Raw genomic sequence first — 17,839 nt, forward strand, 5'->3', positions numbered from 1 at the left:
AGCCCGCCCTGATACGGCGGGCTTTTTGTTTGGGGCTTGGTGTGGATGCGTTTGATGGGGTGGAACTGACCACGGAGTCACGGAGACACAGAGGGATTCAGAAGCGGGGCGAGGGTTCGAACTGTTCTTCAATTTGCGGGCCGCTCAGCGGCGTGGATTGCAGCGCCCGCTTGCCTTGAGCGAGCATATGGGAGAGACCGTACGGCAGCCACAGCAATGCAGCGACGACGGACACTCGAGCGCGCATTGATTGCCGGCCGCTGTCGGGCGGCCCGAAGTGGCCCGTCGCCAGAATGCCACTAAGCAGCCGTTGAACCGGAGGCCCGCAGCTCAATAAGTGACTGGCCCGAAGTACCCCGTGTACCCGACGTGGGTAAGAACCAGCCGGTTAATGCAATGCACACGTACTGACAGCTCTTGGAGTGGGCGTCCAAAAAGAGCGAAGTTCGGAATGGTAAATGCCTGTGCGTACTGCTCTGCTTCGGGATGGTAGCGGCGTAGCGAAAGGCCATAGGCGGTTTCGAAAGGATGACCGCCCGTACGGACTAAGCTGAAGAAGGACGGATAGATCAGCCCGTCGAAACCCGCATCCTTCGCAGCCAACGCAATTGCGCGGGATATGTCATAGGAATGTGAGCGCGCGAGGAAGAGCATGTGAATAGCGATATCCAGGCTCTCGAATTCCGTCACATCCTCCTTTAGAACGTGCGTCAGATTTAGGAGTCGCATGTCGCGCTGTAGTTTCAGCGTGGCGACATAAATGTCGTCGTCGACGCTGGCGCGGCATTCGTGAATGCAGATGTCAATATCCTGTGAGCCATACATAACGGGAAACCTGACTGAGTCAAGGCGACCCTTACCCGCCAGCGCGATTGGCGGGCTATCGTATTCGTCGGGATTATCAGGATGCCGAGGGTCGACGCGAAGCCTATAAAAGGTCGAACCCTTTGCAAGCGTTTCTACCGGGTACTCAGTCAGGACGCGCCGGATGATCTGAGAGCGCTTCGTCGGGTCCAGTAGATCCTTGAGAGGCTCGACTTCCCCGACCATCCAGAGGCGAGGGCCATAGTGGAAGAATCCGATCCTTGCCGAATCCTCGATCAGCTTAATGTCGTTTTTGAGCCATGGGGATGGCGAGATATCGCTCTTGCCATAGTGGTGGTGATTGAACTGGATGACCGGAGCCGCGCCATATTCCGTTCGGAATGTCGTGCCGCCGACGAAGAAGCGCCACGCAAGACCCTCGACGTGATCTTTCGTGAGCTTTCTCCCGTTCGAACTATTGCAGTTCGGACAATTGCCATCTTGTTCAAGGCCGTGCTTGAAGGCATCAATGCGAAGGCCTTCGTCCACAAAGCAGTTGGAGCACAAGAGCACTTGTTTATCGGATTCGGTCGTTGGCATATTTGTCGACGCTTGGACTTTTTGAAACCGCTTTTCAGTCGGTAGCGCGGTAACTGCGGACCAGTGTATTCGGCAGAACTAGCGGTCGCAAAGCGCGGCCAAGGGGAAGTAGCAATGGCCACGGCTAGTTCGGTAGCTGCTAACCTCTTTCTGACAGTGCAGTTCGGCAGGAAGCTGCGGCTGCAGCCGCCCTAGCTGATCCCAATCTGAGACTGCTCTCGGCCCGGAGCGGCCGTTGACAAAGGGCTGCTTCAAGTTACCCCCTCGCCCACGTCACCGATTTAGTGTCGGCGCTGCTGGAAAGTGACACACTTGGTCAAGGGTTCTCCTCGTGGTTCTACGGCTCCTGCCAATGGCAAGATAAAGCGCACGAAGGTTGGCGGTCGACACCATGAACTTTGAAACCGGCGCGGAATTTGCTCGGCAAATAGCACTTGTTTACAGCGCAGGCCAGTGAATGAAATCCATGTGCACAATGCGATTGCGCGGTCTTCGCTGCACGTGTTTTCGCGCAGCTGCCAGTGTTATCCAACCCTTTGTCTTGACATATAAATAGTTGCTTGTCATTAGAGGAATTTTGACATGGCGGACGAAATTCAGCATCCAACTGCGGAGCAGCGACATAAAGACTTTATAGAAAGTCAGAAAACAGGTTACGACTTCTTTAAGCATTTAACTACGCTCTCGACAGCCTCTCTCGTGCTGCTATCAACGTTGCTTGAGAAATTCTTTCGAGCGCCATCATGGAGAGTCTTAATTGGAGTCGCATTTCTAGGCTTCTTTGTTTCGTTAGTTAGTTGTCTCGTCGCAATGCTCACAGCATTGCTTTCGATGAAGGCGTCCGGCCAAGACGAAGGGGCTTCAACTTTGGGGCGAATCGGAGTTGCGGCAAGCCTGGGGGGATTCTTGATTGCCATAATTGCCCTAGTAGCCTTCACCCTCAGAAACTTCTACCAATGACGCCCAATTAGCCGCCCAGGCCGACTTGTGTAAGCAGGCATCCGCCTGCGGCTCAGCTTCAACGTTAAGCATTTCAGGGAGTGGATAAATGACTAGAAGATTCTCGTTCGACCTATTCCGACTTAATATCGAAGATGCAGATGACCTCTTCGCTGATTCGAACCTGCTCCGCATTCGCACGAACGATGACATCACGGAAGTACTGCGAACCGCAGCCGATCCAGAGCAAGACCAGATTCAGAAAACCCGCTCCGCGGTTTTCAAGTGGAGTATCCGCGAGTACAGAGATCTTTCAAGCTCTTATCCCGAGAGGCCACTATTACACGTGGTACTCGCTCGGAGTGTGCTCGAACGAGATGGACTGATTGTTACGGACGATGGCATGGCGTCAGGAACGTCGTCTTTGAATCCGCCGCTGGCAAGTACGGCCGTATGTCTATTCGACTTGTCTCGCCACTTAGTGGCTGTCGAGCACACTGGTGACCTAGCTCCCACCACTTGGAAGGACTTCTTCGAAAAAATACTCACCACGTCCGCAAGGCGTCTAGATCGTTGGTCTTCTATATCCCTCGAACCCGTCCCTGAGCAAAACGGAATCGTTGGCCTATTTCTTTCTTTCGAGCGGATTACTCGAATGCGAGTTACGCTTCGAATTCCTAACCCAGAGCTCAATCGCTACACCAAGCAACTGTACGAAGACCTCTCAAACAGCGGAATCCGAGAAATGACTCAGGATATGAAAAACCCGAATGGTCTGTCCAAAGCAGAGGAGGCGCGGCCTTTCGCATCAGCCGTACTGGCTGAGCAGGGCTACAAAAAAGGAGATGTTCAGTTCGAGGGGCTGAGAAACGGCACCTTCGAGCAAGCCTCCTCTGGGGCTACAGCAGCTCGTGGTAGTGTCCGGGGATTGCGAGACTTCGTTCGCGGCCTACATGCGAATGCCAAAGCAAAGGAAGCACAGCGAATTCTCTCGGCGATAACAGCCGAGATTGATCGCATTCACCCGATCCCCGGCGTAGATGAGCAATAAATTAGTCTGGTGGGGCTACGCAGTCGAGTTGCTGGCTACAGCGTTAACAGTTACTTGCTTGAGCTTGTGGTTTCAGCCAAATGCAGTAGTCGCCTTTGTCCGGATAGCGGCAATTGATATCGCTACGCTGTTTTGCGCCGTGATGCTCGCTGCAGCTTTAGCGTTCCTGTGGTCGTTCTACACGAAGGCGGATACTCCTTTCTATCGCTGGCTAGAAGAGCGCGGCGCTTTCAATGTCTATCTGTCGGGAACCGTCTACACAATCGCCGTAAGCTTTACAACCACTGCCGCGCTCATAGTGGCAAAGTACGTCGAAGGCTTGGCAATCGGTCTGATTGCCACTTTCATGCTAGTACTCTCCATTCTTAACCTTTATTCACTTGTCTACAACGTGGCGGGGATCATGCGCCTAAACGCAAAATTCAATTCAATTGCGCGTGATATGTAGTTTCACATGCCAAGCGCAATGCATTTAGGAGCTCAAGGTCAGACCTTGAATTTGAAGGCACATTGCTGTCAGCAAGAACTAGAACCCGGATGCATCGCCGCGAAATGGCGATTGCGGGCATGTAGCACCTTGAAAATTGACCCGGTCGCTCCCGAATGCTGGCAAGCATGCTCAACTAGTCCGGCGTCAGCACGCTTTGCCGCCGCCCGCCCCCTCACCGCACATACCCCAACGGCAACGCCGTCGTGAACTTCAGCTCCTCCATCGCGAAGCTGGAGCTCACATCGAACAGCTGCGTGCCGGCGATCAGGCGTTTGTAGACGGCGTCGTAGGCGGCGATGTCGGGCACGACGACGCGCAGCAGGTAGTCGACGTCGCCGCTCATCCGGTAGAACTCGACCACCTCGGGGATCGCCTGCACGGTGGCGCGGAAGCGCTCGAACCATTCCTGGGTGTGCGTGGCGGTGCGCACCGAAACGAACACGGTCACGCCGACATTGAGCGCCTGTGCGTCGACCAGCGCGACCTGGCGGCGGATCACGCCGGACTCCTTGAGCCGCTGGATGCGCCGCCAGCAAGGCGTGCTGGACAGGCCCACCGCCTCGGCGATCTGCGCCAGCTGCTGCTCGGCGTCCTGCTGCAGCAGATCGAGGATCTTCAGGCCAATAGCATCCAACTTCAGCTTGCTGGCCATTCTTGGAATCCATTTCTAATTTCTGCGCCGATTGGAGCAAAGAAGGCAAATCCTTGCCAGTGCCGGGTCCGGACAATTCCGTTCATCGACGAGGCGCCGCGCCGGCGCTCGCAGGCCACACCAGGAGTTGAACCATGAAGGCAATCGGACTGATAGGCGGGATGAGCTGGGAATCGACCGCGCTGTACTACCAGATCATCAACCGCGAGGTGGCGCGCCGGCTGGGCGGGCTGAACTCGGCGCCGCTGCATCTGCACAGCCTGAACTTCGAGCAGGTGGCCGAGCGCCAGCGCGCCGGTGCCTGGGACGAGCTGGCCGAGCTGCTGGCCGGCGCCGGCCGTGCGCTGCAGGAAGGCGGCGCCGACTGCGTGCTGATCGGCACCAACACCATGCACAAGGTCGCGCCCGAGGTGCAGGCGCGCCTGGATGTGCCGCTGCTGCACATTGCCGATGCCACCGCCGCCGCGATCCAGGCCGCCGGGGTCCGGCGCGTGGCGCTGCTGGGCACCCGCTACACGATGGAGCAGCCCTTCTACCGCGAGCACCTGGCCCGCCACGGCATCGAGTGCCTGACGCCCGACGAGGCCGGCCGCGCCGAGGTGCACCGCATCATCTTTGAGGAGCTGTGCCAGGGCCACTGCCTGGCCCGTTCACGCGCTGTGCTGCAAGCCTTGATCACCGAGTTGCAGCAGCAAGGCGCCGAGGGCGTGATCCTCGGTTGCACCGAGCTGCCGCTGCTGCTGCAGCCTGAGGACGTGGCCCTGCCGCTGTTCGACACGACGCGGCTGCATGCGCTGGCAGCGGTCGATTTCGCGCTGGGTGAGTGTCTGCAGTGAACGCCTTCTAGCGCCTGCCTCAGCCCGGATAGACCCGCCGCGCCATCGCCATGAAGGCAGCCGCCGCCGGCGAGAGCCGCTGCGGGTCGCGCACGGCCAGGCCCACGCGGCGCGGGATGGCCGGCCTCAGCGGCCGGTAGACGACGCCCTCGGGTTCGTCGGGCAGCGCCATGCGCGCCGCCATCGACAGCGTCAGGCCCTGGCGCACAAAGCCCAGGATGGAGAGCAGCTGCGAGAGGCGGTAGCGGATATCGGGCTGAGCGCCAAGGGCAGCAAGGGTCTGGCCATGGATTTGACGGTCTATTGATGACAACAGAACCAGAAGCGCTAGCTGACCTAGTTGCATGGCCGCGCAATGGCCACCGCGGGCATGTGCGCCTTGAAATTGAAGGCGTGACCCCGGGCCGTGCGGACCCCGGCCGTGCGGGCGTCCGGTCGTTCGTGCACAGGCCAAGGCAGAGGAAGCTGGCTGCGGCTGAGGCCCGCCATGGCGCCGCCGGGCCACTGCGGTAACTCAATGTAAGGCGATGGCGCTGACCCGGCCGTGCTTGCCGGCGATGATCAGTTTGCCGGTGTTGGTCAGCAGCAGCTGAGCCCCACCGGCTGGATAAACCAAATCCATGGTTTTTCTGCCGATGTTGAGGCCGTAGGTGTTTTTCGCTGACGCAACGAAGACATGTGTCTTGGTGACGACGATATTGCTCACGATCACCTCAGGCAGCACCCAAGACCAGAGCCGTTCCCCCGTCTTGGCATCCAGCGCACCCAGTGATGCCGGCTCGCCCATCAATTTCACGTACACCGTTTGGTTTCCGTAGGCAGGTTGACCTGAATAGCCGCTGACGGTCCACAGGACCGAACGCTGGGTCAGGTCCATCGCCGAGACGGCATCGTCCCCACCCATAAAGATGTGTGCTGAGCCCTCATCCAGGACAGGTGAGTACCGCAATTGCCCCGAGGACGGTTCGTTCTTGATCTGAAATGCGAGCTGCCCGGTCACGCGGTCCAGCCCAGTGAGCTGGCCGCCCCTCGCGTCGAACACATAAACGCGCTGGGCGTCAACAGCCAGTCCGGTGGGGGAGATATATTCACCGACCACCCCAAAGTAATTCCACCAGGTCGGCGGGGGCCCGATGTCCGTACGTGAAACAGAGGGGAAAGTTCCGCAGTAGCGGTACATGCCCTGATCCCAGATCACTGGGTCGCTATAAACCCCTTTATGTCCGCACAGGGACGCTTCAGAAATTTGACTGACTCCCGTCACGGCGTCAATCCAATTTTTTTTCGCGACAAAGTCGCTGGCACCTTCCACGAGAACCTTCCCGCCGACGACGGCGGGAGCGCCCCCCCCGTAGCGGGCGGGCAACGAAGAATCCTTCCAGCGGAGTCCCCCATCTTGCTGAGACAGCGCATAGACCCAAGTGATGAATCCCAAGTTTCTGGTGTCAAGAGCAGTGAAATAGATCCTGTCTTGGTCGCTGGTCACGCCCTGCAGATACAGGTCGGCCTGATCCGGTGCGAACTCCCACGCAAGTTTGAAGTTGGCACTGTCCAGCACTACTGGCACGTAGCCGGAATTTGACGTATTGCCCAATGGATTGGACCACGTAGCGGTCGACGCCCACTGGGAAGGTCCGAAGTTGTATGGAACGCTTAGGGCCTTGCTGCCCGTGCCGTCATCGCCGGTGTACTGCACCGTCACATTCACGGCGCCTTGGCCCGCTGACGCGCCCTTGACGCGGTAGGTGACGGTGCAGTTGGAGCTGGCAGCCAGCGTCTTGCCGGTGCAGGTGTCGGACACCACCAACAGCATCGGGTCAGACGCCTTGGCGTTCAGATTCGACACGGCCGCCTGGCCGGCATTCGTGACGGTCAGTTGCAGCGATTGGGGCTGGTCATAAGCGCCTTGCAGCGAGGCAATGCCGGTACTGAGCTCGACCTTGCTTGGAGTCGGCGTACTGCCGCCACCGCCACAGGCACTCAAGGCGATGGCACAGGCCAATGCCAGCCATGGTTTCAAACTCGTTGTCGTCGTCATTGGTTTCCCCCTCTCATTGAATGCCCGATGGCAGAAGGCTCAACGATCACGAGCCTTGCCTATCTCTCTTCGCAAGCTGGCTAGCCGCTCCAACAGAGGCCCACCACACGGCCGTCCTACGGGCCAGCAAATCGCGTCGGAGTATCCCGGCGAAGCGAGTGTTCAGGCATCCCTCTTCGGTGGGTGCTGGATCTGTTCAAACAGCCCCCCCGCAGCACTTCGCGCGCGCATCCTACCGCCTCAATTCAACGCACGTAAGACAACGGCAACGCCGTCGTGAACTTCAGCTCCTCCATCGCGAAGCTGGAGCTGACGTCGAACAGCTGCGTCCCGGCGATCAGGCGTTTGTAGACGGCGTCGTAGGCGGCGATGTCGGGCACGACGACGCGCAGCAGGTAGTCGACATCGCCGCTCATCCGGTAGAACTCGACCACCTCGGGGATCGCCTGCACGGTGGCGCGGAAGCGCTCGAACCATTCCTGGGTGTGCGTGGCGGTGCGCACCGAGACAAAGACGGTTACGCCGACATTGAGCGCCTGTGCGTCGACCAGCGCGACCTGGCGGCGGATCACGCCGGACTCCTTGAGCCGCTGGATGCGCCGCCAGCAGGGCGTGCTGGACAGGCCCACCGCCTCGGCGATCTGCGCCAGCTGCTGCTCGGCGTCCTGCTGCAGCAGATCGAGGATCTTCAGGTCAATAGCATCCAACTTCAGCTTGCCGGCCATTCTTGAAATCCATTTCTAATTTCTGCGCCGATTGGAGCAAAGAAGGCAAATCGCTGCCAGTGCCGGGTCCGGACAATTCTGTTCATCGACGAGGCGCCAAGGGGGCACTCGGACCAGGAGCAAGCACCATGAAGGCGATCGGACTGATAGGCGGGATGAGCTGGGAATCGACCGCGCTGTACTACCAGATCATCAACCGCGAGGTGGCGCGCCGGCTGGGCGGGCTGAACTCGGCGCCGCTGCATCTGCACAGCCTGAACTTCGAGCAGGTGGCCGAGCGCCAGCGCGCCGGCGCCTGGGACGAGCTGGCCGAGCTGCTGGCCGGCGCCGGCCGTGCGCTGCAGGACGGCGGCGCCGACTGCGTGCTGATCGGCACCAACACCATGCACAAGGTCGCGCCCGAGGTGCAGGCGCGCCTGGATGTGCCGCTGCTGCACATTGCCGATGCCACCGCCGCCGCGATCCAGGCCGCCGGGGTCCGGCGCGTGGCGCTGCTGGGCACCCGCTACACGATGGAGCAGCCCTTCTACCGCGAACACCTGGCCCGCCACGGCATCGAGTGCCTGACGCCCGACGAGGCCGGCCGCGCCGAGGTGCACCGCATCATCTTCGAGGAGCTGTGCCAGGGCCACTGCCTGGCCCGTTCGCGCGCTGTGCTGCAGGCCTTGATCGCCGAGTTGCAGCAGCAAGGCGCCGAGGGCGTGATCCTCGGTTGCACCGAGCTGCCGCTGCTGCTGCAGCCTGAGGACGTGGCCTTGCCGCTGTTCGACACGACGCGGCTGCATGCGCTGGCAGCCGTGGACTTCGCGCTCGGCGCCGCGCTGCAATGAGCTTGCCGCCCGGCTGACACTCAGCCGGGATAGACCCGCCGCGCCATCGCCATGAAGGCAGCCGCCGCCGGCGAGAGCCGCTGCGGGTCGCGCACGGCCAGACCGACGCGGCGCGGGATGGCCGGCTTCAGCGGTCGGTAGACGACGCCCTCGGGTTCGTCGGGCAGCGCCATCCGCGCCGCCATCGACACCGCCAATCCCTGGCGCACAAAGCCCAGGATGGAGAGCAGCTGCGAGAAGCGGTAGCGGATGTCGGGCTGCGCGCCGATGCTTTGCAGGGCGCCGAGGATCACGTCCTGGCAGCCGGCGCCGGCCAGCACAAAGGGCTGGCCCTGCAGATCGGCGGCGTCGAGGCTGGCCTTGGCGGCCAGCGGATGGCTGCTTGGCAGCAGCACCATGTACTCGTCCTCCAGCACCGGCCAGGTCTCGAAGCGCTCGTCGGGCAGGGTCACGAAGCCGATCTCGACCCGGCGCTCTTCCAGCCAGCGCAGCACGGTGGCGTCGTCGTCTTCGTCGACATGCACCTGGATGCCTGGATGCTCCTGGCCAAAGCGGCTCAGCAGCTCGGGCAGGATGCGCAGGCTGGAGGTGGCACCAAAGGAGGCAATGCGCAGCAGGCCCTCGCTCAGGCCGCGGGCGTTGCAGGCGTCCTGCAGCATGGCCTCGCGCATCTGGTTCATCTCATGGGCGCGGGCCAGCAGGCGTTCGCCGGCAGGGGTCAGTTCGGCCGCGGCACGGTCGCGCCAGAACAGGCTGACGCCCAGCTCGCGCTCCAGGCTGCGCAGCGCATGGCTGACCGCCGACTGCGTGATGCCCAGCGCCTGGGCGGCGCGCGAAAAGCTGCCCAGGCGGGCCAGCGTGGCAAAGACTTCGAGCTGGGTGAACGTCATCGGGGCACTCCAGACGCAGCCCGCGTTTGAGCCATACGCTGCGCGAATTCATGAACGTTTGTTCATTTTACTATGAAGCACGATGAACATATATTCATGCTCATCGACCGTTTCCAAGCGCCCTGATCGTGAGCAGTTCCAGCCTTTCCAGCACCGCCGGCAGCAGCAGCCTGCCTCCCCTGTCCCTCTGGGCCCGGCTGATCGCCGTGCCAGCGATCTGGGGCGGTACCTTCATCGCCGGGCGCCTGGTGGCGGCGGCGATGCCGGCCAGCCTGGGGGCGCTGCTGCGCTATGTGGTGGCCAGCCTGGCGCTGTGCGTGGCGGCCTGGCTGATCGAAGGCGGCCTGCCGCGGCTGACGCGGCGCCAATGGCTGAGTACCGCCGCGCTGGGCGCGACCGGCATCTTTGCCTACAACCTGTTCTTCTTCGGTGCGCTCAAGCACCTGCCGGCCAGCCGCACCTCGCTGCTGATCGCGCTGAACCCGGTGGTGACGATCACGCTGGGCACGCTCTTGCTGCGCGAGAAGCTCAGCGCCCGGCGCTGGGTGGGCGTGGCACTGGCGCTGGCGGGCGTGTGGGTCGTCATCAGCCGGGGCGAGCTGGGCGCGGCGCTGTCGCAATCGGTGGGCCTCGGTGAAGCGCTGATGTTCGGCGGTGTCTGCTCCTGGGCAGCCTACACGCTGATCGGCCGCACGGCGCTGCGCGGGCTCTCGCCGCTGGCGGCGACCTGCTATGCCTCGCTGTGGGGCACGCTGATGCTGGGCCTGGCGACGGCCGCTGAGCTGCAGACCTGGCCCGCCGCCGAGGCCTTCACGCCGGCCGTGCTCGGCTCCCTGCTCTACCTGGGCCTGATCGGCACGGCGCTGGCCTTCGTCTGGTACTACCAGGGCGTGCAGCGCCTTGGCGCGGCGCGCACCGTGGTCTTCAACAACCTGGTGCCGGTGTTCGGCACCGTCTTCGGCGTGCTGCTGCTCGGCGAAGCGCTGCTGCCCAGCATGCTGCTCGGCGGCACGGTGGCGGTGGCCGGCGTGATGCTGGCCTCGGGCGTGTTCGAGCGCCGTTGAAGCCACCGCGGCACATGCCGGCGCACAAGCCAGCCCGGCGCGCTATGCAAATCTTTACAGCTGTGCGCCGCTGCCACTCCGCAATCACCCGCTCACTGCCTCAGCGGCGCCGCCGCTAAGCTCGCCGCCCATCGGCCTGGGCAAGCCTTGCCCGCTGGCCCGCATCGACGGCGAACAAGAGGACAAGGATGAACTGCATTCATCGCGGCTTTCGGGCCCTGCAAGGTCACGGCCTCAGCCTGCTGATTGGCATCAGCGCGCTGACCCTGACCGGCTGCAACGGCGAATCGGCGGCGCCCGAATTGCCCCCACAGGCGCAGGCCGACAGCTTCACCGTTGACGACGACGCGCCGACGCGGCTCGATGTGCTGGCCAACGATCAGGCCGGCAGCGACGGGGTGCTGAGCTTGATGTCGGTGGGCACACCGGCGCATGGCAAGGTCAGCATCGAGGCGGGTCAGCTGCGCTATGTGCCCGACGCGGGTTTCGCCGGCAGCGACAGCTTCAGCTATCGCGTCAGCGATGGCAGCGGCCGCAACAGCGCGGCCGAGGTCAAACTGACCTTGCGTCAAAGCCTGACGTTGCAAGGCCTGGCCACCGAGGCCCAGGCCCTGGCCGATATCGGCATCGAAGCGGCCCAGGATGGCCTTGCGCTGCAGGCCACGCGCAGCGACAGCGCCGGCCGCTTCACGATCAAGCTGTTCCTCACCAGCACCGAGCCGAGCCCAACGCCGCTGCGCCTGCGCACGGTGGAGGATAAGGCTCATCCGATGAGCCATCACGAGGCCTTGCTCGGCAGCTGGGCAGCATTGCAGGCGCTGGCCGGCCAGAGCCGCAAGCTCGATGCCAGCCAGCTCAGCGCGCTGACGCTGAGCCCGCTGACCAGCGCCGAGGCGGCAGTTTATTTGCGCTACCAGCAACGGCTTGATGGCGCCAGTGATTTCGCCGATGACCGCGCCCTGCGTGCCGCGCTGCAGGCCTACTCGCCGCAGACGGTCGCCGAGGGTGCGGCATTGGCCCAGCTGATGCTGGGCGGCCAGCTCAGCGGAGGAAAAGGCGTCAACACGGTCTGGCAACTGCTCAGCGACGACTCCATCTATCGCCAGGCCCGCGCCGCCGCACAAGCGCAGCAGGGTGCCGGCTTTGATGAATTGGTGGCGAGCCTGCAGGCCGGCATCGGTGCTGGCTTCGGCTTCAGCACGCAGAACCTGCCAGCACGCCTGGTGATCGGCGATCTGGCCGCCTACCAGCAGGCACCGCTGTTTCAGCCGATCAAGGACAGCCTGGAACTGCGCCTGAACAGCGATGGCAGCGGCAGCCTGCTGCCACGCCAGAGCTTCCCGGTCAGCCACGCGGCGCTGCAATGGCAGCTCAGTGCCAAGGGTGAGCTGCTGCTGCGCGGCAGCGGCACCGAGACGGCCGCCGGCACCGGCATCTACGGCGACCCGTATCACGTGCACCTGCTGAAGCTGCGCCGCATTGGCCGCACTGCCTATGGCGATCAGCTGATCGCCAGCAGTTGCGGCAACCTCAGCAGCTGCTCGCTGGACGACGCCGAGCTCAGCCTCATCGAGGATCTGCGCCTGAGCCTGCCGATGACGCTGCTACAGCCATTTGCCGCCGAGGAATTGCCCGGCAGTTGGCTGCTGCCGACGGCGGAAGAAAACGTCGTCGATGCCCATTTCGGTGCCGGCCGTCTGCTCAGCAGCCCCCTCGCGCTGCAAGCCGATGGTTCGATCGCCGGCAGCCCGATGCGCTGGCGCCTCGACGCTGGCGATCTGGTGCTGGAGAACGGCACGACGGCACAGACCTGGCGCCTGCAGCGCTATCTGAAGACCGATGCGCAACAGCACCAGCTGCTGGTGCGCTACCAAGGTCCACAGGGCCAGGGCATCAGCCTCGGCGACGCCTACAAGCAGGATGCCAGTCTCTCGCTCAAGGCCGAGGACCTGATCGCCGAGTGGCGCATCCCGCGCCTGGTGCGCAGCATGGTGCTGCGCGAAGATGGCAGTGCCAATCTCTACACCCACCACGACGCCTTCGACGGCAGCTGGCAGCTGCAGGACGGCGTGGTCAGCATCAAGCTGCAGAACGAGACCCAGCAGTTCACGCTGCGCTGGTATGTGGTCGCCCAGCCCAAGGGCGCTTTGCTGCTGGTCGAGGCCGGACAGACGCCCGATGGCAGCAAGAGCTTTGTGCCGATCGCCTACCGCTATGAATACGCGACCGTCACACCGGCGCTGGGGGCTGCATACAGGCCGGCCGCGGCGCGGCGTTCTCCTTCCAAAGGGTGAGTCCAACGGCCGCCTGGCCGGGCTAGACTGCGCGCCGGCGGCGCCCTGGCGCTGCCTTCATTCCAACAACAGGCAGCGAGGGAGCAGCCCATGACCATCATTTACCGCGCAGCCTTGGCCTGCGCCCTGGCACTGGGCCTGGCCCTGGCCGCCCACGACAGCCGCGCCGACGACAAGCCGGCCGCCGCCAGCGAGGCGCAGCAGGCCTTTGAGCAGGCCCGCCAGGCCGGCACCACCGGCCCGGCCGATGTGCCGCTGGCTCAGCAGGCGGTGTTGCATCTGCCGGCCGGCAAGGTCTTCATTCCGCAGCCACATGCGGCCAAGCTGATGCGGGTGATGGGCAATCCGGGCGACTACAGCGATCTTCTCGGCCTGGTGTTCCCGCAGGGCGAGGGCGACTGGTTCGCAACGCTGCGCTTCGAGCCGGCCGGCTATATCAAGGACGACGACGCCCGCGAATGGAATGCCGACGACTTGCTGAAGTCCTTCCGCGAAGGCACCGAGGCCAGCAATGAGGAGCGCGTCAAGCTGGGTGTGCCGGCGCTAGAGATCGTCGGCTGGGCCGAGAAGCCGGCCTATGCGGCCGACACCCACCGCCTGGTCTGGGCCATGGCCTCGCGTCACAAGCGCGACGCGGCCGATGCCGAACAGGGCGTCAACTACAACACCTATGCGCTGGGCCGCGAAGGCTATCTGAGCCTGAACCTGGTCACCGGCCTGAAGGAGCTGCCACAGGACAAGCCACAGGCCGCCGAGCTGCTGGCCGCGCTGGAGTTCAATGAAGGCAAGCGCTATGGCGACTTCAACAGCGCCACCGACCATGTGGCCGAATACGGCCTGGCCGCGCTGGTGCTGGGCGTGGGCGCCAAGAAGCTGGGCCTGCTGGCGGTCGTGTTCGCCTTCGTGGCCAAGTTCGCCAAGATCATCATCATTGCGCTGCTGGCCTTTGGCGGCACGCTGATAAAGCTGTTCAAGCGCAAGCCATCCGCTGAGACCGCGCCCATTGCCGCTGCGCCCGCAGCCCTGGCGCCGGTGCTGGAAACCGCGGCGCCTCCCGCCGGCGCCACCCAGGACAAGCCGCAGCCATGATCAAGCTGCTGGCCCTGCTGTTCTCCGGCCTGAAGTTCGGCAAGATACTGACCAGCGGCGGCACCATGCTGCTGTCGCTGATCGTCTACGCGACGATTTACGGCTGGCGCTATGCGGCCGGCTTCATTGCCCTGCTCTTCGTCCATGAGATGGGCCATTACCTGGCTGCCCGGCACAAGGGGCTGAACGTCGGCTTGCCGACCTTCATTCCCTTTGTCGGTGCCTGGATCGAGCTGAAGCAGGTGCCGCACGACGCCCAGACCGAGGCCTATATCGGCTTGGCCGGGCCGCTGCTGGGCACGGTGGGCGCCACCCTGGTCTACCTGCTGGCACGCGACCAAGGCAGCGCCTGGCTGCTGGCCGTGTCCTACAGCGGCTTCTTTCTGAACCTGTTCAATCTGATTCCGATCTCGCCCTTTGACGGCGGCCGCATCACCGCCGTGCTGTCGCCGCGGATCTGGCTGCTGGGCGTGCCGGTGCTGGGCGCGATGTTCTTCTACCGGCCCAGCCCGATGCTGCTGCTGGTCGCCCTGCTGGCCTGGCCGCAGCTGCTCAAGGCCTGGCGCTACCGCGCCGACAGTCCCGAGGCACTGAACTACTACGCCGTGCCCACCGCGGTGAAATGGGAATACGGCAGCTACTACCTGGCGCTGACGGTATTCCTGGCGGTGATGACCCACGATGTGCACGAGATGCTGAGTGCGATGCGCCAGCCCTGACTTCCGCATTCCTGCCGGCCACTCGCTTAGGCTCGCGACTTCCGGCCAGTCCCCGCCCACTTTTTTCTCAAGAACAAGACCATGAAACTGCTACGCCTGAGCCTGGCCATCGCGCTGGCCTTCACCGCCACTGCCCACGCCCATCAGCTCAAAGCCGTCAACAGCGTCGAAGGCATCAGCGAATACCGCTTGCCCAATGGCCTGCAGATCCTGCTGGCGCCCGATGCCAGCAAGCCCAGCACGACGGTCAACGTCACCTACCGCGTCGGTTCCAAGCACGAGAACTACGGCGAGACCGGCATGGCCCACCTGCTCGAGCACCTGATCTTCAAGGGCAGCCCGCGCTTTCAGGAACCCTGGAACGAATTCACCAAGCGCGGCCTGCGCGCCAATGGCTCGACCTGGTTCGACCGCACCAATTACTTCGCCTCCTTTGCCGCCAACGAGGACAACCTGAAGTGGTACCTGAACTGGCAGGCCGACGCGATGGTGCACAGCTATATCGCCCGCAAGCACCTGGACACCGAGATGACGGTGGTGCGCAATGAGATGGAGATGGGCGAGAACGATGCCGGCGGTGTCACCGTGCAGCGCACGCTGGCGGCGATGTACCAGTGGCACAACTACGGCAAGGACACCATCGGCGCCCGCGCCGACGTCGAGAACGTCGACATCGCCCGGCTGCAATCGTTCTACCGCCAGCACTACCAGCCCGACAACGCGACGCTGATCGTCTCCGGCAAGTTCGATGCCGACAAGGTGCTGGACTGGGTTGAACAGAGCTTTGGCAAGCTGCCACGGCCCAAGCGCGTGCTCGGCAAGCTCTACACGGTGGACCCGGTGCAGGACGGCGAGCGCGGTGTGACGGTGCGCCGGGTCGGCGGCACCGCCCAATCGCTGGCCGCCTACCATGTGCCGGCCGGCGCCCATGCCGACTACGCTGCCATCGAGGCGCTGAACCTGATTCTTAGCGATGCGCCGGGCGGCCGCCTGCACAAGCGCCTGGTCGAGGAGAAGAAGCTGGCCGCCTCAGTCGGCAACTTCGGCCTCGCGCTGGCCGAGCCCGGTTTCACCATGCTCAGCGCCGAGCTGGCGCCGGGCGCCTCGCAGGAGGAACTGAACCGCGAGCTGGTGGCCATCTGTGAAGGTTTTGCCGAGCGCCCGGTGACGGCGGAGGAACTCAAGCGTGCCCAGACCCGCTGGCTGAACCGTTGGGAGTCGCTGTACAGCAATCCGGAGCAGGTCGGCGTGACGCTGTCGGAAGCGATTGCCCAGGGTGACTGGCGCTTGTTCTTCCTGCTGCGCGACCGCATCAAGGCCCTGACGGTGGAGCAGGTGCAGCGCGTGGCCACCGAGCGCTTCCTGCCGTCCAACCGCACGCTGTCGCAATACATTCCCACCGACAAGCCGCTGCGTGCGCCGGTGCCGGCCTTTGTCGACGTCGCCACCGAGCTGAAGAGTTTCAAGGCGCAGGCCAGCGTTGGCAGCGTGGCCGCCTTTGACGCCAGCCCGGCCAATATCGAACGCCAGCTGCGCATCAGCCAGCTGGCCAATGGCATGAAGCTGGCGCTGCTGGCCAAGCCCAGCCGTGGCGAAACGGTCAAGGGCGTGCTCAATCTGCAACTCGGCGACGCCCGCGGCCTGTTCGGCCAGCAATCGGTGGCCGCGCTGATGGCCGCCCTGCTCGATATGGGCACCCAGCGCCTCAGCCGCGAGCAGCTGCACGACGCGCTGGATGCCGCCAAGCTGGAGCTGCAGGTGCAGAGCACCTCAGCCGACAAGCTCAGCATTGCCTTTGCCACCAAGCGCGAGCACGCCGCGACGGCCATCGCCTTGATTGCCGAGATGCTGCGCAGCCCGCGGCTGGAAGCCGCCTCGCTCGATGAGGTGCGCACCCAGGCGCTGAACGCGCTGCAGGCCCAGCGCGATGATCCGCAGGGCCAGGCCGGCTTGGCGCTGGATCAGGCGCTGAGCGAGCATGGCCGCGGCGACATCCGCCATGCCCGCAGCTTCGACGAGCAGGAGGCCGATCTGAAGGCCGCCACACTGGAGCAGGTGCGCGCCTTCCACGCCCGCTTCTACGGTGCCGGCCAGGGTCAGTTGGCCATCGTCGGCGATTTCGATCCGATCGCGCTGCAGGCCAGCGTCGCGGCCGCACTGGGCGACTGGAAGGCCACCAGCGCTTTTGAGCGCGTGCCGCGCCAGGCCGTCAACAAGCCCGGCCAGCTGCAGCTGCTGCGCACGCCGGACAAGCAGAACGCGATGCTGCTCGGCGCGCTACCGATGCCGATCAGCGATGAACACCCCGACCGCCCCGCCCTGCTGCTGGCCAATCACATGCTCGGTGGTGGCGGCAGCTCGCGGCTGTGGATGCGCATCCGCGAGAAGGAAGGCCTGTCCTACGGCGTTGGCACCGGCCTGAACCTGGGCAGCCAGGACCCGGCCTCGGCCTGGGTCGTCTACGCCATCTTCGCGCCGCAGAACCGCGCCAAGGTCGAAGCCGCGCTACGCGAGGAAGTCGCCCGCGCGCTGACTGAGGGCTTCAGCGCCAAGGAGCTGGCCGAAGCCAAGCAGGCCCTGCTGGCCCAACGCCGCTTGAACCGCGCCGAGGATGCCGGCCTGTCGGCTCGTGTCGCTGGCCAGCTGCTGCTGGACCGCCGCTTCGGCCGCGAACAGCTGCTGGACGATGCGCTGCAGCAGGCCAGCCTGGAACAGGTCAACGCCGCGCTGCGCAAGCACTTCAAGCTCGACGGCTTCCAGCTCTTCTTTGCCGGCGATTTCAAGTAAGGTCGTTGCTGCCGCATAGCCAGGAGTGAGC

At 63.7% G+C, this 17,839-nt stretch carries 17 protein-coding genes; 10 read left to right on the plus strand and 7 right to left on the minus strand.

Annotated features, from left to right (window positions below):
* Positions 1–97 precede the first annotated feature (97 nt).
* Together RQP53_RS11965 and RQP53_RS11970 are read right to left on the minus strand one after the other, a co-directional pair.
* Positions 98–235 (minus strand): hypothetical protein, encoded by a 138-nt coding sequence (locus RQP53_RS11965; protein ID WP_315650532.1) that lies wholly within the window; start codon positions 233–235, stop codon positions 98–100.
* A gap of 95 nt (positions 236–330) precedes the next feature.
* On the minus strand, positions 331–1,404 hold the full coding sequence (locus tag RQP53_RS11970; RefSeq protein ID WP_315650533.1) for an RES family NAD+ phosphorylase: 1,074 nt from the start codon (positions 1,402–1,404) through the stop codon (positions 331–333).
* A 582-nt stretch (positions 1,405–1,986) separates the two neighbouring features.
* Here RQP53_RS11970 and RQP53_RS11975 point away from each other — a divergent pair.
* The 3 genes from RQP53_RS11975 to RQP53_RS11985 all read left to right on the plus strand — a co-directional run bounded on the left by RQP53_RS11975 (position 1,987) and on the right by RQP53_RS11985 (position 3,842).
* A complete protein-coding gene (locus RQP53_RS11975; protein ID WP_315650534.1) occupies positions 1,987–2,364 on the plus strand; it encodes a hypothetical protein in 378 nt (125 codons plus the stop codon).
* Between the two features lie 88 nt (positions 2,365–2,452).
* Positions 2,453–3,394 (plus strand): DUF4747 family protein, encoded by a 942-nt coding sequence (locus tag RQP53_RS11980; RefSeq protein WP_315650535.1) that lies wholly within the window; start codon positions 2,453–2,455, stop codon positions 3,392–3,394.
* On the plus strand, positions 3,384–3,842 hold the full coding sequence (locus tag RQP53_RS11985; protein WP_315650536.1) for a hypothetical protein: 459 nt from the start codon (positions 3,384–3,386) through the stop codon (positions 3,840–3,842). Before RQP53_RS11980 ends, RQP53_RS11985 begins: the two co-directional genes overlap by 11 nt.
* 214 nt (positions 3,843–4,056) lie before the next feature.
* Here RQP53_RS11985 and RQP53_RS11990 read toward each other — a convergent pair whose 3' ends face one another.
* Positions 4,057–4,518 (minus strand): Lrp/AsnC family transcriptional regulator, encoded by a 462-nt coding sequence (locus tag RQP53_RS11990; protein WP_434064086.1) that lies wholly within the window; start codon positions 4,516–4,518, stop codon positions 4,057–4,059.
* 152 nt (positions 4,519–4,670) lie between these two features.
* Here RQP53_RS11990 and RQP53_RS11995 point away from each other — a divergent pair, with 152 nt between their 5' ends.
* Positions 4,671–5,372 carry an aspartate/glutamate racemase family protein gene (locus tag RQP53_RS11995; protein ID WP_315650538.1) on the plus strand — a complete coding sequence of 234 codons (702 nt, stop codon included), beginning with the start codon at positions 4,671–4,673 and terminating at the stop codon, positions 5,370–5,372.
* Positions 5,373–5,391: 19 nt separating this feature from the next.
* Here the strand turns inward: RQP53_RS11995 and RQP53_RS12000 are convergent, their stop codons facing one another.
* The 3 genes from RQP53_RS12000 to RQP53_RS12010 form a co-directional block, all read right to left on the minus strand.
* Positions 5,392–5,877: a LysR family transcriptional regulator substrate-binding protein gene (locus tag RQP53_RS12000; protein ID WP_315650539.1), complete on the minus strand. Its 486-nt coding sequence runs from the start codon at positions 5,875–5,877 to the stop codon at positions 5,392–5,394.
* A 9-nt stretch (positions 5,878–5,886) separates the two neighbouring features.
* Positions 5,887–7,410, minus strand: a complete 1,524-nt coding sequence (locus RQP53_RS12005; RefSeq protein ID WP_315650540.1) for an outer membrane protein assembly factor BamB family protein — start codon at positions 7,408–7,410, stop codon at positions 5,887–5,889.
* 245 nt (positions 7,411–7,655) lie between these two features.
* Positions 7,656–8,117 carry an Lrp/AsnC family transcriptional regulator gene (locus tag RQP53_RS12010; protein ID WP_315650735.1) on the minus strand — a complete coding sequence of 154 codons (462 nt, stop codon included), beginning with the start codon at positions 8,115–8,117 and terminating at the stop codon, positions 7,656–7,658.
* A gap of 146 nt (positions 8,118–8,263) precedes the next feature.
* Here RQP53_RS12010 and RQP53_RS12015 point away from each other — a divergent pair, with 146 nt between their 5' ends.
* A complete protein-coding gene (locus RQP53_RS12015) occupies positions 8,264–8,965 on the plus strand; it encodes an aspartate/glutamate racemase family protein (protein WP_315650541.1) in 702 nt (233 codons plus the stop codon).
* A gap of 20 nt (positions 8,966–8,985) precedes the next feature.
* On the opposite strand, the gene RQP53_RS12020 is transcribed toward RQP53_RS12015, so the two are convergent.
* Positions 8,986–9,855 (minus strand): LysR family transcriptional regulator, encoded by an 870-nt coding sequence (locus RQP53_RS12020; protein WP_315650542.1) that lies wholly within the window; start codon positions 9,853–9,855, stop codon positions 8,986–8,988.
* 128 nt (positions 9,856–9,983) lie between these two features.
* Between RQP53_RS12020 and RQP53_RS12025 the strand changes: the two genes are divergently transcribed.
* From RQP53_RS12025 to RQP53_RS12045, 5 genes are all read left to right on the plus strand, one after another.
* Positions 9,984–10,919, plus strand: a complete 936-nt coding sequence (locus tag RQP53_RS12025; RefSeq protein WP_315650543.1) for a DMT family transporter — start codon at positions 9,984–9,986, stop codon at positions 10,917–10,919.
* A gap of 188 nt (positions 10,920–11,107) precedes the next feature.
* Complete coding sequence (locus RQP53_RS12030) at positions 11,108–13,213, plus strand: Ig-like domain-containing protein (RefSeq protein ID WP_315650544.1); 2,106 nt, start codon at positions 11,108–11,110, stop codon at positions 13,211–13,213.
* 90 nt (positions 13,214–13,303) lie between these two features.
* Positions 13,304–14,302, plus strand: a complete 999-nt coding sequence (locus RQP53_RS12035; RefSeq protein WP_315650545.1) for a DUF2167 domain-containing protein — start codon at positions 13,304–13,306, stop codon at positions 14,300–14,302.
* Complete coding sequence (locus RQP53_RS12040; RefSeq protein ID WP_315650546.1) at positions 14,299–15,021, plus strand: site-2 protease family protein; 723 nt, start codon at positions 14,299–14,301, stop codon at positions 15,019–15,021. Before RQP53_RS12035 ends, RQP53_RS12040 begins: the two co-directional genes overlap by 4 nt.
* An 81-nt stretch (positions 15,022–15,102) precedes the next feature.
* On the plus strand, positions 15,103–17,808 hold the full coding sequence (locus RQP53_RS12045) for a M16 family metallopeptidase (RefSeq protein WP_315650547.1): 2,706 nt from the start codon (positions 15,103–15,105) through the stop codon (positions 17,806–17,808).
* The last annotated feature ends 31 nt before the right edge of the window (positions 17,809–17,839 follow it).

Source organism: Roseateles aquae (genome assembly GCF_032337115.1).
Lineage (GTDB): Bacteria > Pseudomonadota > Gammaproteobacteria > Burkholderiales > Burkholderiaceae_C > Roseateles_C > Roseateles_C aquae.